This window comes from Staphylococcus sp. EG-SA-18 (genome assembly GCF_017151825.1).
In the GTDB taxonomy this organism is placed as follows: domain Bacteria; phylum Bacillota; class Bacilli; order Staphylococcales; family Staphylococcaceae; genus Staphylococcus; species Staphylococcus aureus.
In genome coordinates, this window is record NZ_JACYVY010000033.1 from 69,174 (window position 1) to 86,781 (window position 17,608).

General features: G+C 32.9%; 21 protein-coding genes and 1 other annotated feature. Of the genes, 19 read left to right on the plus strand and 2 right to left on the minus strand.

All coding sequences use genetic code 11. The features are described 5' to 3' along the window. The first annotated feature begins 39 nt into the window (after positions 1-39). From hemL to IDG66_RS08790, 3 genes are read left to right on the plus strand one after another with little or no spacing between them, the layout of a single operon-like run. Positions 40-1,326 (plus strand): glutamate-1-semialdehyde 2,1-aminomutase, encoded by a 1,287-nt coding sequence (gene hemL / locus IDG66_RS08780; RefSeq protein ID WP_001270867.1) that lies wholly within the window; start codon positions 40-42, stop codon positions 1,324-1,326. A 60-nt stretch (positions 1,327-1,386) separates the two neighbouring features. Beyond that, positions 1,387-1,488 carry a hypothetical protein gene (locus IDG66_RS08785; protein WP_001788970.1) on the plus strand — a complete coding sequence of 34 codons (102 nt, stop codon included), beginning with the start codon at positions 1,387-1,389 and terminating at the stop codon, positions 1,486-1,488. Positions 1,489-1,521: 33 nt separating this feature from the next. Beyond that, a complete protein-coding gene (locus tag IDG66_RS08790; RefSeq protein ID WP_000178003.1) occupies positions 1,522-2,595 on the plus strand; it encodes an AbrB family transcriptional regulator in 1,074 nt (357 codons plus the stop codon). Between the two features lie 222 nt (positions 2,596-2,817). On the opposite strand, the gene IDG66_RS08795 is transcribed toward IDG66_RS08790, so the two are convergent. After that, positions 2,818-3,378: a DNA-3-methyladenine glycosylase I gene (locus tag IDG66_RS08795; protein WP_001001237.1), complete on the minus strand. Its 561-nt coding sequence runs from the start codon at positions 3,376-3,378 to the stop codon at positions 2,818-2,820. A gap of 57 nt (positions 3,379-3,435) precedes the next feature. Then, positions 3,436-3,737 (plus strand) — a binding site (T-box leader). A 43-nt stretch (positions 3,738-3,780) separates the two neighbouring features. Between IDG66_RS08795 and IDG66_RS08800 the strand changes: the two genes are divergently transcribed. The 5 genes from IDG66_RS08800 (at position 3,781) to IDG66_RS08820 (ending at position 9,707) form a co-directional block, all read left to right on the plus strand. Beyond that, positions 3,781-6,411, plus strand: a complete 2,631-nt coding sequence (locus IDG66_RS08800) for a valine--tRNA ligase (RefSeq protein ID WP_000425353.1) — start codon at positions 3,781-3,783, stop codon at positions 6,409-6,411. 12 nt (positions 6,412-6,423) lie between these two features. After that, on the plus strand, positions 6,424-7,695 hold the full coding sequence (locus IDG66_RS08805) for a bifunctional folylpolyglutamate synthase/dihydrofolate synthase (RefSeq protein WP_001108346.1): 1,272 nt from the start codon (positions 6,424-6,426) through the stop codon (positions 7,693-7,695). Between the two features lie 269 nt (positions 7,696-7,964). Further along, a complete protein-coding gene (locus IDG66_RS08810; RefSeq protein ID WP_000261115.1) occupies positions 7,965-8,672 on the plus strand; it encodes a prepilin peptidase in 708 nt (235 codons plus the stop codon). Further along, positions 8,669-9,355 carry a RadC family protein gene (gene radC / locus IDG66_RS08815; protein ID WP_043859480.1) on the plus strand — a complete coding sequence of 229 codons (687 nt, stop codon included), beginning with the start codon at positions 8,669-8,671 and terminating at the stop codon, positions 9,353-9,355. Before IDG66_RS08810 ends, radC begins: the two co-directional genes overlap by 4 nt. Positions 9,356-9,422: 67 nt before the next feature. Beyond that, a complete protein-coding gene (locus IDG66_RS08820; RefSeq protein ID WP_000171859.1) occupies positions 9,423-9,707 on the plus strand; it encodes a hypothetical protein in 285 nt (94 codons plus the stop codon). Between the two features lie 116 nt (positions 9,708-9,823). Here the strand turns inward: IDG66_RS08820 and IDG66_RS08825 are convergent, their stop codons facing one another. Beyond that, positions 9,824-10,021 (minus strand): hypothetical protein, encoded by a 198-nt coding sequence (locus IDG66_RS08825; protein WP_000025835.1) that lies wholly within the window; start codon positions 10,019-10,021, stop codon positions 9,824-9,826. 159 nt (positions 10,022-10,180) lie between these two features. Between IDG66_RS08825 and IDG66_RS08830 the strand changes: the two genes are divergently transcribed. From IDG66_RS08830 to ruvB, 11 genes are all read left to right on the plus strand, one after another. Further along, a complete protein-coding gene (locus tag IDG66_RS08830) occupies positions 10,181-10,654 on the plus strand; it encodes a DUF4930 family protein (protein WP_001236734.1) in 474 nt (157 codons plus the stop codon). 73 nt (positions 10,655-10,727) lie between these two features. Beyond that, complete coding sequence (locus IDG66_RS08835) at positions 10,728-10,847, plus strand: hypothetical protein (protein WP_000840602.1); 120 nt, start codon at positions 10,728-10,730, stop codon at positions 10,845-10,847. Between the two features lie 198 nt (positions 10,848-11,045). Then, positions 11,046-11,888 (plus strand): rod shape-determining protein MreC, encoded by an 843-nt coding sequence (mreC, locus tag IDG66_RS08840; protein ID WP_000911041.1) that lies wholly within the window; start codon positions 11,046-11,048, stop codon positions 11,886-11,888. Further along, positions 11,888-12,418, plus strand: a complete 531-nt coding sequence (gene mreD, locus IDG66_RS08845; protein ID WP_001259925.1) for a rod shape-determining protein MreD — start codon at positions 11,888-11,890, stop codon at positions 12,416-12,418. The genes mreC and mreD overlap by 1 nt, the downstream gene beginning before the upstream one ends. A 361-nt stretch (positions 12,419-12,779) precedes the next feature. Beyond that, a complete protein-coding gene (rplU, locus tag IDG66_RS08850; protein ID WP_000457386.1) occupies positions 12,780-13,088 on the plus strand; it encodes a 50S ribosomal protein L21 in 309 nt (102 codons plus the stop codon). 5 nt (positions 13,089-13,093) lie between these two features. After that, positions 13,094-13,414 (plus strand): ribosomal-processing cysteine protease Prp, encoded by a 321-nt coding sequence (locus tag IDG66_RS08855; protein WP_000633692.1) that lies wholly within the window; start codon positions 13,094-13,096, stop codon positions 13,412-13,414. A gap of 11 nt (positions 13,415-13,425) precedes the next feature. Next, positions 13,426-13,710 carry a 50S ribosomal protein L27 gene (gene rpmA / locus IDG66_RS08860; RefSeq protein ID WP_000916187.1) on the plus strand — a complete coding sequence of 95 codons (285 nt, stop codon included), beginning with the start codon at positions 13,426-13,428 and terminating at the stop codon, positions 13,708-13,710. Between the two features lie 484 nt (positions 13,711-14,194). Next, complete coding sequence (obgE, locus tag IDG66_RS08865) at positions 14,195-15,487, plus strand: GTPase ObgE (RefSeq protein ID WP_000496100.1); 1,293 nt, start codon at positions 14,195-14,197, stop codon at positions 15,485-15,487. A gap of 12 nt (positions 15,488-15,499) precedes the next feature. Then, positions 15,500-15,955 (plus strand): ACT domain-containing protein, encoded by a 456-nt coding sequence (locus IDG66_RS08870; RefSeq protein WP_000368902.1) that lies wholly within the window; start codon positions 15,500-15,502, stop codon positions 15,953-15,955. A gap of 13 nt (positions 15,956-15,968) precedes the next feature. Continuing rightward, positions 15,969-16,571, plus strand: a complete 603-nt coding sequence (ruvA, locus tag IDG66_RS08875) for a Holliday junction branch migration protein RuvA (RefSeq protein ID WP_000271550.1) — start codon at positions 15,969-15,971, stop codon at positions 16,569-16,571. A gap of 31 nt (positions 16,572-16,602) precedes the next feature. Beyond that, positions 16,603-17,607 carry a Holliday junction branch migration DNA helicase RuvB gene (gene ruvB / locus IDG66_RS08880; protein WP_206172187.1) on the plus strand — a complete coding sequence of 335 codons (1,005 nt, stop codon included), beginning with the start codon at positions 16,603-16,605 and terminating at the stop codon, positions 17,605-17,607. Position 17,608 lies beyond the last annotated feature (1 nt).

A 17,608-nucleotide genomic window follows, 5' to 3' on the forward strand; every position in this document is an offset into this window, starting at 1 on the left:
ATGTATGATTTTCCATAAACTATAGGAGGAATTTACTTTATGAGATATACGAAATCAGAAGAAGCAATGAAGGTTGCTGAAACTTTAATGCCTGGTGGTGTAAATAGTCCAGTACGCGCATTTAAATCAGTAGATACACCAGCAATTTTTATGGATCACGGTAAAGGTTCAAAAATTTATGATATCGATGGTAACGAGTATATCGACTATGTACTAAGTTGGGGGCCACTTATTTTAGGACATAGAGACCCTCAAGTTATTAGTCATTTACATGAAGCAATTGATAAAGGTACAAGTTTTGGTGCATCAACATTACTTGAAAATAAATTGGCGCAGCTCGTTATTGACCGAGTACCTTCAATAGAAAAAGTGCGTATGGTGTCATCTGGTACAGAAGCTACATTGGATACTTTAAGATTAGCACGTGGTTATACTGGAAGAAATAAAATTGTGAAATTTGAAGGTTGCTATCATGGTCATAGTGATTCGTTATTAATCAAAGCTGGTTCTGGGGTGGCAACATTAGGATTGCCGGATTCTCCTGGTGTGCCTGAAGGTATTGCTAAAAATACAATTACAGTTCCATACAATGATTTAGATGCACTTAAAATCGCTTTCGAAAAATTTGGAGACGATATTGCTGGTGTAATCGTAGAACCTGTTGCTGGTAATATGGGTGTCGTACCGCCGATTGAAGGTTTTTTACAGGGATTAAGAAATATTACGACTGAATACGGCGCATTGCTAATTTTCGATGAAGTAATGACTGGTTTCAGAGTCGGTTATCATTGTGCACAAGGTTACTTTGGTGTGACACCAGATTTAACTTGCTTAGGAAAAGTTATCGGTGGAGGACTACCTGTAGGTGCTTTTGGTGGTAAAAAAGAAATCATGGATCATATAGCACCATTAGGAAATATTTATCAAGCGGGTACGTTATCAGGAAATCCTCTTGCAATGACAAGTGGTTATGAAACGTTAAGCCAATTAACGCCAGAGACATATGAGTATTTTAATATGTTAGGCGATATACTTGAAGACGGTTTAAAGCGTGTATTTGCTAAACACAATGTACCAATAACTGTAAATAGAGCAGGTTCAATGATTGGTTATTTCTTAAATGAAGGACCTGTAACTAATTTTGAACAAGCGAATAAAAGTGATTTGAAATTATTTGCAGAAATGTATCGAGAAATGGCAAAAGAAGGTGTGTTTTTACCACCATCTCAATTTGAAGGTACATTCCTATCTACGGCACACACGAAAGAAGATATTGAAAAAACGATTCAAGCATTTGATACGGCTTTAAGTCGTATTGTAAAATAAATATACGGACAAATTGAGAGCCTGAACTTTGTTCAGGCTCTTTTTAAATGTATATCAGGCATGGGCGGCGACTTGATAGTGAAAGTCCATATATGCTTTGTAGTCAAAACTGCTAGCGGATATTGTTATCTTAACAAACGTGAAGCTCAAGCAGCAATTTAGTCATTTTATTTTTTATTGAAAGAAGTGGAAAACATGACAATGATATATAGAAATAATTTCATTGTGTTCGTTTTATCATTTTTTATTAGTATTCTACTGTATTCATCGCACGTATTACTCCCATTTATGTTTGGTCCTATTATCGCATCAATCATTTGTGTAAAAGTTTTCAAACTTGATATTAAATGGCCATTCTTACTTAGTGAATTAGGTATTGTACTATTAGGTGTGCAAATCGGATCAACGTTTACGAAAAATGTCGTTATGGATATTAAAGACAATTGGCTTTCGATTATTGTTGTATCTATTTCGATATTATTAATTGCAATAGTAATGGCATTTATTTTTAAAAAAATTGCACGTATTAATACAGAAACAGCTATTTTAAGTGTTATACCAGGAGCACTAACACAAATGCTGGTCATGGCTGAACAAGACAAACGTGCTAATTTGTTAGTTGTTAGCTTAACGCAAACATCACGAATTATATTTGTTGTTGTTTTAGTACCGTTCATTTCATATTTTTTTCATGATGGTAACATGCATGCGAATGGAAAGTTAACAAAAGTCTTGCCTTTATCACAAGTATTAAACATAGGGCAAATAGTTATTTTAGCGATAGCTATCTTTATAGTTTATCTAATTATGTCTAAAATAAAGTTTCCAACATTTCAATTATTAGCACCACTCATTGTATTAATTGTTTGGAATTTTTCTACAGGTTTAACATTTACACTAGATCATTGGTTGTTGAACATGGCACAACTAATATATATGATTAGAATTGGAGTTCAAATTGCGCATTTATTGTCAGATTTAAAAGGTAGACTAGCAATCGCAATTACAATTCAAAATATTATGTTGATAATTGGTGCGCTAATCATGGTTTATGTCATACATTTCTTTGATAATAATCCTATTAATGAATTGTTTCTTGGTGCAGCACCAGGAGGGGTTAATCAGATAGTTTTAGTTGCATTAGCTACTGGTGCCGATGTTGCTATGATTACGAGTTATCATATTTTCCGAATCTTTTTCATCCTATTTATTATTGCACCAGGAATTAATTACTTTTTAAAATATCGTTCGAATAAGCGTGAAGATTAGAAACTATCATCCATTTAAGTTGATTTATGCTTAGGATAGAATTCATTATTAAGGTTTAAGCAAAGGTTGTACATCTATTTTTAGATTAAGATATCTAATATTAGCAGTGCATTAACTTGGAACTTTAACTTATGATTTGAATAAATTTTCACATCAAAAAACGAGACAGTCTATTAGTTAAAAATAGATGATGTCTCGTTTACTTTATGATGCTATAGCAAATTAATTGTGTTTAGGCTTTGATGGACAATCTTTTAAATGTGCATCATATAAACCAGCTGCTTCTAAAAACGAAAATACTGTTACTGGACCTAAAAATTTAAACCCGTATTGTTTTAAATCTTTAGATAGTTGTGTTGCAGTATCATCAACTGTGATACGATCAGAAGCATGTTCATACTGCAAATCTTTAGGCTTACCATTTACATAAGACCATAAAAATTTACTAAAACTACCATATGCTTGTTCAATTTTTAAATACCCTTGAGCTTGATTAACAATTGCTTCTAATTTTTTACGATGATGAACGATATTTGGAAAAGTCATTAAGCGGTCGATATCTTGAGCGGTCATTTGTGCTACCTTTTCTGGTTCGAAATCATAAAATGCTTCTTCATAGGCTTCTTTCTTTTTTAAAATAGTTAACCAAGATAGCCCAGCATGTTGTGATTCTAATGCTAAAAGTTTAAACAATGCCTTGCTATCATAGAGCGGTTGTCCCCATACATGATCATGATAGTTTAAGTAGACTGGATCTTTAGTACCAAATGCGCATTCATTCATTTTATTCCCACCTATACATTGACTTATTTTGTCAATCATTATACTATAAGTTAAGAGTTTAATATAGGATTTGGGAAGAGTAAGTTCAAATTATTTTAAAGAGAGCATATGATTTGGTGTGAGTATGTAAATGATTTTTACTGAAGGTAGCCCACAGAGTATCTTAGCTGAACGTGATTAATAGTAGGCTAAGACGTGTTTGAGCGTTAATCATAATCTAGAGTGCTTGAAGAGATGAAGCATTTCAAATTTCACGATGATAGTATTGGTATGATTATTCCAATTATGTTAAAAGAGTGAATTTGATATTAAACATCCTTCTTGAATATAGGTGGTACCACGGAATATCCGTCCTATTTGTATATAGGATGGATATTTTTATTTTTTTAGGAGGTATAGCAAATGGAAATGAAACCAAAATATGATCCTCGTGAAGTTGAAGCGGGACGTTATGAAGAATGGGTAAAGAATGGTTATTTTAAACCGTCAGAAGATAAATCAAAAGAAACATATACAATTGTTATCCCGCCACCAAATGTAACTGGTAAATTACATTTAGGACATGCATGGGATACGACTTTACAAGATATCATTACACGTATGAAACGTATGCAAGGATACGATACGTTATACTTACCAGGTATGGATCATGCTGGTATTGCGACACAGGCAAAGGTAGAAGCTAAATTAAATGAACAAGGAATAACTAGATATGATCTTGGTCGTGAAAAGTTTTTAGAACAGGCATGGGATTGGAAAGAAGAGTATGCGTCATTTATTCGTGCGCAATGGGCTAAATTAGGTCTAGGTTTAGATTATAGTAGAGAACGTTTTACTTTAGATGAAGGTTTAAGTAAAGCAGTTAAAAAAGTTTTTGTTGATTTATACAATAAAGGAATTATTTATCGTGGCGAACGTATTATAAATTGGGATCCTAAAGCACGTACAGCTTTATCTGATATTGAAGTAATACATGAAGATGTTCAAGGTGCGTTTTATCATTTTAAATATCCTTACGCTGATGGTGAAGGTTTTATTGAAATTGCAACAACAAGACCAGAAACGATGTTAGGTGATACAGCGATTGTTGTTAACCCTAATGACGAACGATACAAAGATGTAATCGGTAAAACTGTTATATTACCAATCGTAGGACGCGAACTGCCTATTTTAGCAGATGAGTATGTTGATATAGACTTCGGTTCTGGTGCTATGAAAGTGACACCAGCACATGACCCTAATGATTTTGAAATTGGTCAAAGACATCAATTAGAAAATATTATCGTTATGGATGAAAATGGTAAAATGAACGACAAAGCGGGTAAATATGAAGGTATGGACCGTTTTGATTGTCGTAAACAGCTAGTTAAAGATTTAAAAGAACAAGATTTAGTTATCAAGATTGAAGATCATGTTCATTCTGTAGGTCATTCAGAACGATCTGGCGCTGTTGTTGAACCATATTTATCAACACAATGGTTTGTGCGCATGGAAGACTTAGCGAAACGTTCATTAGATAACCAAAAAACAGATGATCGTATTGATTTTTATCCGCAACGTTTCGAACATACATTTAACCAATGGATGGAAAATATTAGAGATTGGACGATTTCAAGACAATTATGGTGGGGTCATCAAATTCCGGCTTGGTATCATAAAGAAACAGGCGAAATATATGTTGGAGAAGAAGCGCCAACTGATATTGAAAATTGGCAACAAGATGAAGATGTATTAGATACGTGGTTCTCAAGTGCTTTATGGCCTTTCTCTACGTTAGGTTGGCCTGATTTAGAAAGTGAAGACTTTAAACGATACTACCCAACAAATGCCTTAGTTACAGGTTACGATATTATCTTTTTCTGGGTAGCACGCATGATATTCCAAGGCTTAGAATTTACAGATCGTCGTCCATTTAATGATGTATTATTACACGGTTTAGTTCGTGCTGAAGACGGGCGTAAGATGAGTAAATCATTAGGTAATGGTGTGGATCCAATGGATGTTATTGACGAATACGGTGCTGATAGCTTGCGTTACTTCTTAGCAACAGGTTCATCTCCAGGACATGATTTAAGATACTCAACTGAAAAAGTTGAGTCAGTGTGGAACTTTATCAATAAAATCTGGAATGGGGCACGTTTCAGTTTAATGAATATCGGTGAAGACTTTAAAGTTGAAGATATCGATTTAAGTGGTAACTTATCATTAGCAGATAAATGGATTCTAACACGTTTAAATGAAACGATTGCAACAGTTACTGATTTAAGTGACAAATATGAATTCGGCGAAGTTGGACGTGCATTATATAATTTCATTTGGGATGATTTCTGTGATTGGTACATTGAAATGAGTAAAATTCCAATGAATAGTAATGATGAAGAACAAAAACAAGTTACACGTTCAGTATTGAGTTATACTTTAGACAATATTATGAGAATGCTACATCCATTCATGCCATTTGTAACAGAGAAAATATGGCAAAGTTTACCACATGAAGGTGACACAATTGTTAAAGCTTCATGGCCAGAAGTGCGTGAATCATTGATTTTTGAAGAAAGTAAACAAACAATGCAACAACTTGTTGAAATCATTAAATCTGTAAGACAATCACGTGTAGAAGTAAATACGCCATTGTCTAAAGAAATACCTATTTTAATTCAAGCTAAAGATAAAGAAATTGAAACAACTTTATCACAAAACAAAGATTATTTAATCAAATTCTGTAATCCTAGTACCTTAAATATTAGCACTGACGTGGAAATTCCTGAGAAAGCAATGACATCAGTTGTAATTGCAGGTAAAGTGGTATTACCATTAGAAGGGCTAATTGATATGGATAAGGAAATCAGCCGTTTGGAAAAAGAATTAGCTAAACTTCAAAGCGAATTAGATAGAGTAGATAAAAAGCTCTCTAATGAAAACTTTGTAAGTAAAGCACCTGAAAAGGTTATAAATGAAGAAAAACGTAAAAAACAAGATTATCAAGAAAAATATGATGGTGTGAAGGCAAGAATTGAACAATTAAAAGCATAGGAGTTAGTAACAATGAATTACCTAGAGAGCTTGTATTGGATACACGAAAGAACTAAATTTGGCATCAAACCAGGTGTTAAACGTATGGAATGGATGCTAGCACAATTTAATAATCCTCAAAATAACATTAAGGGTATTCATGTAGGTGGCACAAATGGTAAAGGCTCTACAGTTGCTTACCTTAGAACAGCTTTAGTTGAAAATGGTTATGAAGTAGGTACATTTACGTCGCCGTTTATTGAAACATTTAATGAACGAATTAGTCTAAATGGTGTGCCAATATCAAATGACGCTATTGTAGAATTAGTATCACGTATTAAACCAGTAAGTGAAATGATGGAACGTGAAACAGATTTAGGTGTTGCAACTGAATTCGAAATAATCACAGCGATGATGTTTTTATATTTTGGTGAAATACATCCTGTTGATTTTGTCATTGTTGAGGCTGGATTGGGTATAAAGAACGATTCGACAAATGTCTTTACACCGGTTTTATCAATCTTAACTAGTATCGGTCTAGACCATACAGATATTTTAGGTGGTACTTATCTAGATATTGCTAGGGATAAAGGCGCGATTATAAAGCCTAACGTTCCAGTGATATATGCTGTTAAAAATGAAGATGCATTAAAATATGTTCGTGAACGCGCAATTGAACAACATGCAAAGCCAATTGAATTAGATAGAGAAATTGTTGTTGTATCGCAAAATGATGAATTTACTTACCGTTATAAAGATTATGAATTAGAAACAATCATTTTAAGCATGTTAGGTGAACATCAGAAACAAAATGCTGCATTAGCCATAACAGCTCTTATTGAATTAAATGAACAAGGATTAATTGAATTAGATTTCAATAAGATGATAGACGGTATTGAATCAGTTCGTTGGACTGGACGTATTGAGCAGGTGCATGACAAACCTTTAATCATTTTGGATGGCGCACATAATTCAGAGAGTATAGATGCTCTAATTGATACAATTAAACAGTACCATGATAAAGAAAAAGTAGATATTTTGTTCTCAGCAATAAACGGAAAACCGATTAACGAGATGGTCAAACATTTAAGTTTAATTGCGCATACGTTTTATGCAACTGAATTTGATTTTCCGAAAGCGTTACGCAAAGAAGAAATTGTAGGTAGTATTGAAAATGATGAAATACAATTAGTAGATGACTACGTTGAATTTATAAAAAATTATCAAGGTGATACATTAGTAATTACCGGTAGTCTGTATTTCATAAGTGAAGTTAAATCAAAATTAGACTTTGAAGCATTATAAAACTAAAACTAAAATAGCCATGAAGAATCTATTTAATCAATAGGTAGAGCTTCATGGTTATTTTTTATGCTCTAAATCGTATGTGTTTATAAGGTTCAATTTCTTGCCATTATTAATTTTGCCGAGCAGTAATGGGTTGTTAAAGTATCCATCAATTATGCTTAGCAATATTGAAAAATTTAAATGAAAAAGCGGTTCAATTCTTGAAAAATAGTGTATATTTACATTTTGGTAATAACTAACTATAATTTACATAAGGAGGTTGTCATTTGGTAGTATTGTTATCTTATAGTTGCAGTTGTATTTTTAGTTTTCTATATCAATTTATATCTATAGAAGAAACGTCATTTGATTATTTACATAGAAGATCGAAATGTGATTATTGTAATTCGTCACTCAAATGGTATGAATTAATGCCGATTATTAGTTTTTTATTATTAAAAGGGCGATGTCGAAACTGTCGAAAGCGTATTTCCCTAACACATTTCTTAGGGGAAACCTTTGCTTTAATACCTATCGTCTTTATTAAGTATGATTTCACATACGTAAATGCTACGCTATTTATAACTACATATGTTTTTCTGCTTATTTTTACTATGACCGATATCACTTCTTTAATGTTAGATTGTCGCTTAATTATAATTTATTGTATCGTTTCTCTCTCGTTAAGTATGATTTATCCAGTAGCTTTTATCATTATTAGTATGACCACGCATATATTCTACTTTTTATTTCGGGCATATATTGGTTATGGTGACGTTTTACTAATATCTGCACTTTCTTTGTTTTTCCCTCTCCAATTCACTATTTATGTCATTTTATTTACATTTGTCATTGCTGGTTTAGTTGCTTTAATTACCATGATATTTAAGCCGATTAAACTATTACCCCTTGTTCCATTTATATTTATTTCCTTTTTTATCAATTCACTTTTTTATAATGATATCCATCAATTTTTAGGAGGCGTATATTTTTGAAAATTAAAGAAATGGTAACTTCAGAAATGCCAAGAGAACGTTTGTTAAGCCATGGTGCAAAAAGTCTTTCGAATACAGAATTATTAGCTATATTAATTAACACCGGAAGAAAAGGATTCTCGAGCATAGACATTAGTAATGAACTGCTTAAATCTGCTTCGAATCTGAATGAATTGAAAAAATCTTCAATTAACGATTTGATAAAAGTTAAAGGGATTGGATTACAAAAAGCAATTACTTTAAAAGTAGCATTTGAGTTAGGGGAAAGGATGGGGAGAAGAGCTGAAAATAATCGTATAAAAATAACGCAACCAAGTGATGTTGCTGATTATATGATTCCAACAATGAAAGATTTAACACAAGAACATTTTGTCATTTTATTGTTAAATTCAAAAAATGTAGTGATTAAAGAAACCTGTGTTTTTAAAGGTACATTAAATAGTTCGATTGTACATCCACGTGAAATTTTTAGTATTGCGGTGAGAGAAAATGCCAATGCAATCATCGCAGTTCATAATCATCCATCCGGTGATGTAACGCCCTCACAAGAAGATATCATAACAACAATGAGGTTGAAGGAGTGTGGTTTGATTTTAGGGATAGATTTATTGGATCATATTATAATCGGTGATAATAGATTTACCAGTCTTGTAGAAGCGGGTTACTTTGATGAAAATGATTGAAGTTGATAGAATTAATGACGTATCTTGTGTATAATACCTACGAAGTACTTTCATTGGAGGAAAAATAGTGACTCTATTTATTATTATCGGGGTTCTCGTGCCAATGGTTTATACCATGCAGTTAAATATTAAAAATGAACCTGTAACAAAGCGCAATCTATTAATAACATTAGCTTTATCTACGTTAGGTATTTTAGTAACGGCGTTAGCAGGTGTGATCGTTACGAAACAAGCTTTTCCTTTATTAAGTGTAGCAATCGGCTCAATTTTTACTGGAATCGTTTGGGGCCTTTTACTAAGTGGTAGCTACGCGCTGATACGATTTTTATCTAACGCATTTGGGCGTAAGTAATAGTAATCTGTTCATCAAGTAGTATCCGTGCTTGAAACCAAATTAAAACTCCTAATGTGGAACTAGTTAAAAAATTCTAAACTAGTACATTAGGAGTTTTGTTATGCAGAATAAATTTAATTGTTAAATTGAAAGTGCGGTAAAAACCCACTATTTATTTGAAAAAAATCGAGCAACCAAATTAAACCTTGATATCCTAAGTAAATACATAATAAAACAAGTCCGACATAAATTAAAAATCGCAAAATAGAAAGTCCAACTCTAAAAAGGAGGATGACTAATAGTGCTATTAAAATAATTGTTAGTATACTCAATGCTACAAACCTCCTCATACGCTTTTAAATCATAACAAAATTATAAGCTATTTTAAATGAACGTGCATCAGTCCTAAGATATATCATGATTAAGGCTGAAGACTGAGGAAAATATACATAATAAAATATATAATTAGATGAAGACATTGGAGGCGAACTATGAGATTGATATTTAGTATGATTAAAAACATTATAGCAGTAATAGCAATTGTGATAATTGTTTATATCGCCTTGAAATACGCACCTTTTTTAAAAGAACAAGATTGGAATCCTGTAAATCACGATAATGATCAAATGAATCAAGTTACGCAACCCACTAATGATGCCCAACATGTTTATGTAAGTGGTGAGAAATATTCATTAAAAGAAAATGATTTAATAAAGAATGTACCATTAAGCCAAATTAAAAATGTATTTAAAATGATAGATAAACAAGAGTTTATGGCTGTGTCTGGAATGAATCGCATGGCTTATAATGATCAATATATTATAGGTCAAAGAGGAGACGAATTTATTCTTTATAAATTTGGAGATGAGTCAATGCGTGTTTACAATACTGAATTTGAAATGCAACAAGACTTAAATGAATTAGGGCAAAATTTACAACTAAAACCCGAAAATGCTTATCAATAGGAAATTATTGCATAAGAAATATATTTTAGTTATCCTGTCACTAGAATAAATTTAAAAGGTTGGTGTAGTTCAAATGGCAGAACAATCAAAACAGAAACAAGCTAATGAACAACAAAAGGCCCAGAACTTATTCGCACGTTGGAGACAACTTCAGAATTCGAACAGTGAATCCTCGAACGATACAAACAAATAATTTTAAAATTTAAATCGATTATTTAAACTACTAGTGACTGGAATGTTTGCTAGTAGTTTTTTGTTTTTAAAATGCCACAAATTTTTTACGGAGTTGTTCATTTTCAAAGTAATTCGTAGTTAGTGCTTTATTTCATAATGGGAGTAATATAAAATAGAAAAGGATATACAATATTTTGACATAATAGAGGTGTTCTGGGTGCTTAAGTTTTTTAAAAATAACAAATTAATTGTTGTTTTATGTGCAATTATCGTTTTTATTGCATTAATTGGGCTGTCCATACGTTCACAATCTCAATCACCTCCTGAACAATATATAGGTGATTCTGTGTCTTTTGGACAACGAGTTGTGAGTTATCCAGTTAATTTTGTTGCTGGTACGATTGGGGACTTTTTTAAAAAAGGAGATTCTAAAGAATCTAAAAATAAGATTAGCCAGTTAGAATCTAAGAACCAACAATTAGAAGCGGAAAATGAAAAATTAAAAAAAGAGCTTGATTTAAAAGATATTTCAAAATTTGATCCTATTTCTACTACGGTTTTAGCAAGAAATCCGGATCAGTGGATGAATACAATTGTAATTGATAAGGGATCTAAATCAGGTATAACTTCAAATATGGCTGTGATGACATCACAAGGTTTTGTTGGAAGAGTTACTAAAGTTAATAAATTTTCTTCACAAGTTGATTTAATCTCAACTAATACACGTGCGGGTAAATTATCTGTAAATATACAACACGGTTCTAAAAATATATTTGGTTTAATTGATCGTTATGATGAAAAGAACTCAGAACTTGTAATTAGTGACATTAATAATAGAGATAATATCTCAAAAGGTGATAAAGTCGTTACAAGTGGATTAGCTGATCAACTACCAAGTAATTTATATATAGGAGAAGTGACTAAGGTTCAAAATGATCAATACGGCTTAGCTAAAGAAGTTAGGGTTAAGACTGGTGCAGACTTAACAGATTTGAGTCATGTTTATGTTGCAAAAAGAGATCCTAAAACAATTCCTGATGATGAAAGCAGGGATAAATAATGCGTACACTGTATTATTTTTTGATAGGTATTTTACTATTTTATATAGATACTGCAATTGGGCTTCTTATTCCAATGCATATAGGTAAGTTTGAACTTGTATTTGTACCACACCTTACATTTATGTATATTTTAATGATGGTAGTGTATCGTGGCTTTGGCGTATCATTATTGCTCAGCATATTTTTAGGCGTAATGACTGATGTATACTTTGGTAGTATTTATGGAGTGTACTTATTTGGCTATATATTGTTTTTAGCACTTATAGATCGATTCTTTAAAATTTTTTACAAAGATCATTCGATGTTATTCATTATTATATTAGCCAGCACCTTATTATTAGAAGTCTATGTGGCATTAATATACGGTATGTTAGGATTCATTCAATTTGATATTATTCATTTTGTAGTCTTTAGATTATTGCCAACATTAATTATGAATTTTGTACTGTTGATTATGCTTTATCCGTTGATTATAAAGTTCCTTAAAAAAACAAACAATGACATTGACATGAAACGTCGTCAATGGTAAGATGCAATAGTTGAGTAGTTATAAGTAGCTACATACAACCGCTCAAATATAGGTTCAAGAACATTTTTAATGAAGAAAGCGATTGTCAATCAAGGCGTTGAAGGAAGAAATGAGAAGAGTTTATGTTTATAAATGACTCGAGTTGCGACCGAAACAACGTAGAGTGCAAACGCTTGACTCATTTGCAGAAGTTATTGAAAGAAAGCGATTGTCAATCAAGGCGTTGAAGGAAGAAACGAGAAGAGTTTATGTTTATAAATGACTCGAGTTGCGACCGAAACAACGTAGAGTGCAAACGCTTGACTCAATAACGAAATGTCACCTATGTATGGCGTGACTTATTATACAGGAGGTGCAAAGTATGTTTGCTATTATTGAAACAGGTGGAAAACAAATCAAAGTAGAAGAAGGTCAAGAAATCTTCGTTGAAAAATTAGACGTAAACGAAGGAGATACTTTTACATTTGATAAAGTATTATTTGTAGGTGGAGATTCAGTTAAAGTTGGAGCGCCAACAGTTGAAGGTGCAACAGTTACTGCTACTGTTAATAAACAAGGTCGCGGTAAAAAAATCACTGTATTCACATACAAACGTCGTAAAAATTCAAAACGTAAAAAAGGCCATCGTCAACCATACACTAAATTAACAATCGATAAAATCAACGCGTAATTATTATGATTACTGTTGATATTACAGTTAATGATGAAGGCAAAGTAACAGACGTTATTATGGATGGCCATGCTGACCATGGTGAATATGGTCATGATATCGTTTGTGCTGGAGCTTCAGCTGTATTGTTTGGTAGTGTTAATGCGATTATAGGATTGACATCTGAGAGACCAGATATCAATTATGACGACAATGGTGGTCATTTTCATATAAGAAGCGTTGATACAAATAACGATGAAGCGCAACTAATTCTTCAAACAATGCTTGTGTCTTTACAAACTATTGAAGAAGAATATAATGAGAATATTAGATTAAATTATAAGTGAGGTGCATTCCGATGTTAAAATTAAACTTACAATTCTTCGCATCTAAAAAAGGGGTAAGTTCTACAAAAAACGGACGTGACTCTGAATCAAAACGCTTAGGTGCTAAACGTGCTGACGGTCAATTCGTAACAGGTGGTTCAATTTTATATCGCCAACGTGGTACTAAAATTTACCCTGGTGAAAATGTAGGTCGTGGTGGCGATGATACATTATTCGCTAAAATCGACGGCGTTGTTAAATTCGAACGTAAAGGTCGCGACAAAAAACAAGTTTCTGTATATGCAGTAGCTGAATAATTTTGTCTAGTTAACACCAGAAGTGAATCTTCTGGTGTTTTTTACTTTTTATAAAAGGTTTTTCATTATTATTTTAATTATGTTATTAAAAAATGGGAATTTTAGACGTTATACTAAATGTACAACTGCATAAGAGCCCCTAATCGCTAAACCATAAGGGGACAAAAGAATACAGTTGCAGTATAAAAAGCAAAAAAAGTATCATATTTGGTATTCGGAAATATCAGCAATTTGAGTAAAGTAAATTTAAAAGCAACTGCATAAGAGCCCCTAATCGCTAAACTATAAGGGGACAAAAGAATACAGTTGCAGTATAAAAAGCAAAAAAAGTATCATATTTGGTACTCGGAAATATCAGCAATTTGAGTAAAGTAAATTTAAAAGCAACTGCATAAGAGCCCCTAATTATTTACAATATATAAGGGGCTCTAATATGCTATAATTATTGGGAAAATGAAAATTATATGTAAAAGAGGTGAGATATATGTTTGTCGATCAAGTCAAAATATCTCTTAAAGCCGGTGATGGTGGTAATGGTATTACCGCATATAGAAGAGAAAAATATGTACCATTTGGTGGACCAGCTGGCGGTGACGGTGGTAAAGGTGCTTCAGTCGTATTTGAAGTGGATGAAGGTTTAAGAACGTTATTAGATTTTAGATATCAACGTCATTTTAAAGCAAGCAAAGGTGAAAATGGCCAAAGTAGTAATATGCATGGTAAAAATGCGGAAGATTTAGTATTAAAAGTTCCACCTGGTACAATTATTAAAAATGTTGAAACAGACGAAGTGTTAGCAGATCTTGTTGAAGATGGTCAAAGAGCTGTAGTAGCGAAGGGCGGTCGAGGTGGCCGAGGTAATTCACGTTTTGCAACACCTAGAAACCCTGCACCTGACTTCAGTGAAAAAGGTGAACCAGGTGAGGAATTAGATGTATCTTTAGAATTGAAATTATTAGCTGATGTAGGATTAGTAGGTTTCCCTAGTGTGGGTAAATCGACTTTATTATCTATCGTTTCAAAAGCTAAGCCTAAAATTGGGGCATATCATTTTACAACGATTAAACCAAATCTAGGTGTTGTTTCAACGCCTGATCAACGTAGTTTTGTTATGGCAGATTTACCAGGTTTAATTGAAGGTGCATCTGATGGCGTTGGATTAGGACATCAATTTTTAAGACATGTAGAGAGAACAAAAGTTATTGTTCACATGATTGATATGAGCGGTTCTGAAGGTAGAGAACCTATTGAAGATTATAAAGTCATTAATCAAGAATTAGCTGCGTACGAGCAACGTTTAGAAGATAGACCTCAAATCGTAGTAGCTAACAAGATGGATTTACCTGAATCACAAGATAATTTAAACTTGTTTAAAGAAGAAATTGGCGAAGATGTGCCAGTTATTCCAGTTTCAACAATAACGCGTGATAATATTGATCAATTATTATATGCAATAGCAGATAAATTAGAAGAATATAAAGATGTTGACTTCACAGTTGAAGAAGAGGAGTCAGTTGGCATTAACCGAGTATTATATAAACATACACCGTCACAAGATAAATTTACAATTTCAAGAGATGATGATGGTGCTTATGTGGTAAGTGGTAATGCTATTGAAAGAATGTTTAAAATGACTGACTTTAACAGTGATCCAGCAGTACGTCGATTTGCTCGTCAAATGCGTTCGATGGGTATTGATGATGCACTTAGAGAACGTGGTTGTAAAAATGGTGATATCGTTAGAATTCTTGGCGGAGAATTTGAATTCGTTGAATAGGAGCGTAACATGATGGACAATAAAGATTATAAAAAGTTTTATTTAATTAGAGAAGATGTCTTGCCTGAATCCGTGGTTAAAACATTGAAGATTAAAGATGCCTTAAAAAGTGATCCGACATTGTCCATTTATGATGCCGTTAAACAGTTTGATCTATCTAGAAGTGCTTTTTATAAATATAGAGAAACGATATTTCCAGTAGACGATAAAATGCTTGACCATCGAGAATTTACATTAATTTTATATGTAACTGATATTGTGGGTATGTTGGCACGTGTACTAGATGTTATATCAAAGTTAGAACTATCTGTATTAACGATTCATCAAAGTATTCCAATGGAAGAAAAAGCAACAATAACATTATCACTGAATGCTAAATCTAAAGAAACTTCAGTAGAAGATGTTATTGGTGCTTTGAGAAATTTAGATTATGTATCAAAAGTAGAATTAATTAGTATGAGTATGTAAGGATGTGCCTATAATGTACGCGTATGTCAAAGGTAAGTTAACACATTTATATCCTACACACGTAGTTGTTGAAACTGCTGGTGTTGGTTATGAAATTCAAACACCAAATTCTTATCGTTTTCAAAAGCATCTAGATCATGAAGTTTTAATTCGTACATCTTTAATTGTTCGTGAAGATGCACAATTATTGTATGGATTTAGTAGTGAAGAAGAGAAAGATATGTTCTTGAGTTTAATTAAAGTTACTGGTATTGGTCCGAAATCAGCTTTAGCTATTTTAGCGACAAGTACGCCTAATGAAGTAAAACGTGCCATTGAAAATGAAAATGATACGTATTTAACTAAATTCCCAGGAATTGGTAAGAAAACGGCAAGACAGATTGTCTTAGATTTAAAAGGTAAAGTGAAAATCACTGAAGAAGATAGCGATTCATTATTACAAGTAGACGCTACTTCGACGGTGCAAGATCAATTCGTGCAAGAAGCAATGTTAGCGTTAGAAGCATTAGGTTATTCTAAACGAGAGCTTGCAAAAGTTGAGAAAACGTTAAATAAAAATAAATATGACTCAGTTGATGAAGCTGTTAAGGCAGGTCTTCAATTAGTTGTATCTTAATTTTAAATAGATTAATAGGGGAAGTGTTGTCATGAATGAGCGTATGGTTGATCAATCAATGCATAGTGAAGAAACTGATTTCGAATTGTCGCTTAGACCTACGAGATTACGACAATATATTGGTCAAAATTCAATAAAAAGTAATTTAGAAGTATTTATTAAAGCGGCTAAACTTCGTCATGAACCATTAGATCATGTATTGCTTTTTGGCCCCCCTGGATTAGGTAAGACAACATTATCTAATATCATTGCCAATGAAATGGAAGTTAATATACGTACAGTATCAGGGCCTTCATTAGAAAGACCTGGTGATTTGGCTGCAATTTTATCAGGACTTCAACCTGGAGATGTATTGTTTATTGATGAAATACACAGACTGAGTAGTGTTGTTGAAGAAGTGTTATACCCTGCAATGGAAGATTTCTTTTTAGAAATTATCATTGGTAAAGGCGATGAGGCTAGAAGTATCCGTATCGACTTACCTCCATTCACTTTGGTAGGTGCAACAACGCGAGCTGGCAGCTTAACAGGTCCACTAAGGGATCGATTTGGTGTGCACTTAAGATTAGAATATTATAATGAATCAGATTTAAAAGAAATCATTATTAGAACAGCTGAGGTTTTAGGCACAGGTATTGATGAAGAAAGTGCCATTGAACTTGCTAAACGTTCTAGAGGGACTCCAAGAGTAGCAAATCGACTATTGAAGCGGGTAAGAGACTTCCAGCAAGTGAATGAAGATGAACAAATATACATTGAAACAACGAAGCACGCATTAGGTTTACTTCAAGTTGATCAACACGGACTAGATTACATTGATCATAAAATGATGAACTGTATTATTAAGCAGTATAATGGTGGACCTGTTGGTTTAGATACGATTGCCGTAACAATTGGTGAAGAACGTATTACAATTGAGGACGTTTATGAGCCATTTCTTATTCAGAAAGGCTTTTTAGAACGTACGCCACGTGGCAGAAAAGCAACACCATTAGCTTATGAACATTTTGCAAAGTCGAATGAGGAGAGAGGATAAC

Excerpts from the sequence above, each read along its gene's own strand:
- IDG66_RS08830 (WP_001236734.1), top strand. The coding sequence starts at position 10,181 with ATGAGATTGATATTTAGTATGATTAAAAACATTATAGCAGTAATAGCA.
- IDG66_RS08870 (WP_000368902.1), top strand. The coding sequence starts at position 15,500 with ATGGACAATAAAGATTATAAAAAGTTTTATTTAATTAGAGAAGATGTC.
- IDG66_RS08795 (WP_001001237.1), bottom strand. The coding sequence starts at position 3,378 with ATGAATGAATGCGCATTTGGTACTAAAGATCCAGTCTACTTAAACTAT.
- IDG66_RS08855 (WP_000633692.1), top strand. The coding sequence starts at position 13,094 with ATGATTACTGTTGATATTACAGTTAATGATGAAGGCAAAGTAACAGAC.
- IDG66_RS08785 (WP_001788970.1), top strand. The coding sequence starts at position 1,387 with ATGGGCGGCGACTTGATAGTGAAAGTCCATATATGCTTTGTAGTCAAA.
- ruvA (WP_000271550.1), top strand. The coding sequence starts at position 15,969 with ATGTACGCGTATGTCAAAGGTAAGTTAACACATTTATATCCTACACAC.
- ruvB (WP_206172187.1), top strand. The coding sequence starts at position 16,603 with ATGAATGAGCGTATGGTTGATCAATCAATGCATAGTGAAGAAACTGAT.
- hemL (WP_001270867.1), top strand. The coding sequence starts at position 40 with ATGAGATATACGAAATCAGAAGAAGCAATGAAGGTTGCTGAAACTTTA.
- IDG66_RS08805 (WP_001108346.1), top strand. The coding sequence starts at position 6,424 with ATGAATTACCTAGAGAGCTTGTATTGGATACACGAAAGAACTAAATTT.
- mreD (WP_001259925.1), top strand. The coding sequence starts at position 11,888 with ATGCGTACACTGTATTATTTTTTGATAGGTATTTTACTATTTTATATA.
- IDG66_RS08800 (WP_000425353.1), top strand. The coding sequence starts at position 3,781 with ATGGAAATGAAACCAAAATATGATCCTCGTGAAGTTGAAGCGGGACGT.
- IDG66_RS08835 (WP_000840602.1), top strand. The coding sequence starts at position 10,728 with ATGGCAGAACAATCAAAACAGAAACAAGCTAATGAACAACAAAAGGCC.
- IDG66_RS08790 (WP_000178003.1), top strand. The coding sequence starts at position 1,522 with ATGACAATGATATATAGAAATAATTTCATTGTGTTCGTTTTATCATTT.
- rpmA (WP_000916187.1), top strand. The coding sequence starts at position 13,426 with ATGTTAAAATTAAACTTACAATTCTTCGCATCTAAAAAAGGGGTAAGT.
- obgE (WP_000496100.1), top strand. The coding sequence starts at position 14,195 with ATGTTTGTCGATCAAGTCAAAATATCTCTTAAAGCCGGTGATGGTGGT.
- rplU (WP_000457386.1), top strand. The coding sequence starts at position 12,780 with ATGTTTGCTATTATTGAAACAGGTGGAAAACAAATCAAAGTAGAAGAA.